Source organism: Streptomyces calidiresistens, from assembly GCF_014141525.1.
GTDB classification, from domain to species: domain Bacteria; phylum Actinomycetota; class Actinomycetes; order Streptomycetales; family Streptomycetaceae; genus Streptomyces; species Streptomyces calidiresistens.
Window position 1 is genome coordinate 1 of sequence record NZ_VKHS01000848.1, and the last position, 2,205, is coordinate 2,205.

Here is a 2,205-nt window from a genome sequence, read left to right on the forward strand (position 1 = left end):
GGGTTCGGTGGATCCGGCCGACGCGGCCGGGGCGGGGGCGGTGCCCATCAGACCAGCTCCTCGGTTCCGGTGCGGCGCATGTACACGCTGACGATGATCAGGATCAGGGCCATGAGGATGAAGGACATGGCGGCGGCCGTCGGGTAGTCCAGGACGTTGAGGAACTGTTTCTGGATGGCGTTGCCGACCATCTGCTCGTTCGGCGACCCCAGGAGTTGGGCGTTGATGTAGTCGCCGGAGGCGGGGATGAAGGTGAGCAGCGTCCCGGCGACCACACCGGGCAGCGAGAGCGGGAAGACCACCTTCCGGAAGGTGGTCGCGGCCCCCGCGTACAGGTCCCGGGAGGCCTCGCGCAGCGCCGGGTCGATCCGTTCCAGCGAGGCGTACAGCGGCAGGATCATGAAGGGCAGGAAGTTGTAGGTCAGGCCGCAGATGACGGCCAGCGGGGTGGCCAGCACCCGGTCCCCGGAGGTCAGCCCGAGCCAGGAGGTGACGTCCAGGACGCCCAGCGAGCCGAGAAGGGAGACCACCGGGCCGCTGTCGGACAGGATCGTCTTCCAGGCGAGGGTGCGGATCAGGAAGCTGGTGAAGAACGGGGCGATGACCAGGACCAGCAGCAGTCCCCGCCACCGGCCGGCGCGGAAGGCGATCAGGTACGCGATCGGGTAGCCGATCACCAGACACAGCACGGTCGCCACGGCCGCGTAGCCGAAGGAGCGCAGGAAGTGCCCGCCGTAGGCGGTCAGCGCGTCGGAGTAGTTGGCGAAGTGCCAGGTGAGGGTGTAGCCGCGTTCCAGGGAGCCGGTCTGCAGCGAGGTCGACGCCTGGTAGAACAGCGGCGCCACGAAGAAGAGCGCCAGCCACAGTGCCGCGGGCAGCAGCAGCCAGTAGGCGGTGTACCGGCCACGGCGGGAGCGGGCCGCGGGGGGTGGCGCGCCGTCGGGGTCCGGCGGGACGGCGGGCGGCGGGGTGCCGCCGGGGCCGCCGGGGTGCAGGAGTGCGGGCGGGGTCATACGGCGGCCTCCCCGGTGCCGGCCTCGATGTCCTGGTCGGCGTCGAGCCCGAAGGTGTGGGCGGGGTTCCAGTGCAGGACCACCTCGGCGCCGGGGGTCAGCCGGGGGTCGTGCTCGGTGTTCTGGCGGTAGACCGACAGGCCGGGGGCGGCGGGGCTCTCCACGACGTACTGGTGGGAGACGCCCAGGTAGCCGGCGAGGGCGATGCGACCGGTCAGGCGGTTGCGGTCGGACGGCACCGTGTGGCCGTCCTCGGCGGGGACCAGGGAGATCTTCTCCGGACGCACCCCTGCCAACAGCCGACCCCCGGTGCGCGGCTCGCCCGCGCACCGGCCGGAGGGCAGCCGCAGGGGCCCGCCCGCGGTGGACAGCTCGATCAGGTCGCCGTCCCGCCCGCCGTCCGGGGAGGTACCGGTGACCTCGGCGCGGATCAGGTTGGAGGTGCCCAGGAAGTTGGCGACGAAGGTGCTGCGGGGGTGCTCGTACAGGTCGGCGGGGGTGCCGAGCTGCTCCACCCGACCGCCGTACATCACCGCCACGGTGTCGGCCATGGACATGGCTTCCTCCTGGTCGTGGGTGACGTGCACGAAGGTGATGCCGACCTCGGTCTGGATGCGCTTGAGCTCCAGTTGCATCTGTCGGCGCAGCTTCAGGTCCAGGGCGCCCAGCGGCTCGTCGAGCAGCAGCACCCGCGGGTGGTTGATCAGGGCGCGGGCCAGCGCGACCCGCTGCTGTTGGCCGCCCGACAGTTGGCGGGGCCGGCGGCGGGCCAGCGGGCCGAGCTGCACCAGCTCCAGCATCTCCTCGACCCGTTTGCGCGGATCGCGCTCCCCGCGCCGGCGCAGGCCGAAGGCGACGTTCTCGAAGACGTCCAGGTGGGGGAAGAGCGCGTAGCTCTGGAAGACGGTGTTGACCGGCCGGCGGTGGGGCGGCAGGGCCGTGATGTCCCGGTCCCCGAGCAGGACGGCGCCGCCGGTGGGCTCCTCCAGCCCCGCGATCATGCGCAGCGTGGTGGTCTTCCCGCACCCGGAGGCCCCCAGCAGGGCGAAGAAGGACCCCTCGGGGATGGTGAGGTCCAGGGGGTGGACGGCGGTGAAGTCACCGAAGGTCTTGTGGAGGCCGGAGAGCCGGAGTGTCATGGGGTTTCTCTCGCTGTCTGGCGGGGCCGACGGCCGGACGGGCGGGGCGGAAG

2 protein-coding genes are annotated in these 2,205 nt (G+C 71.8%); both read right to left on the minus strand.

What is annotated here, in order from left to right; genetic code table 11:
- Window positions 1-47 precede the first annotated feature (47 nt).
- Window positions 48-1,013, minus strand: a complete 966-nt coding sequence (locus FOE67_RS23390; RefSeq protein WP_182666823.1) for an ABC transporter permease — start codon at window positions 1,011-1,013, stop codon at window positions 48-50.
- Window positions 1,010-2,152: an ABC transporter ATP-binding protein gene (locus FOE67_RS23395; protein WP_182666824.1), complete on the minus strand. Its 1,143-nt coding sequence runs from the start codon at window positions 2,150-2,152 to the stop codon at window positions 1,010-1,012. Before FOE67_RS23395 ends, FOE67_RS23390 begins: the two co-directional genes overlap by 4 nt.
- Between the last annotated feature and the right edge of the window lie 53 nt (window positions 2,153-2,205).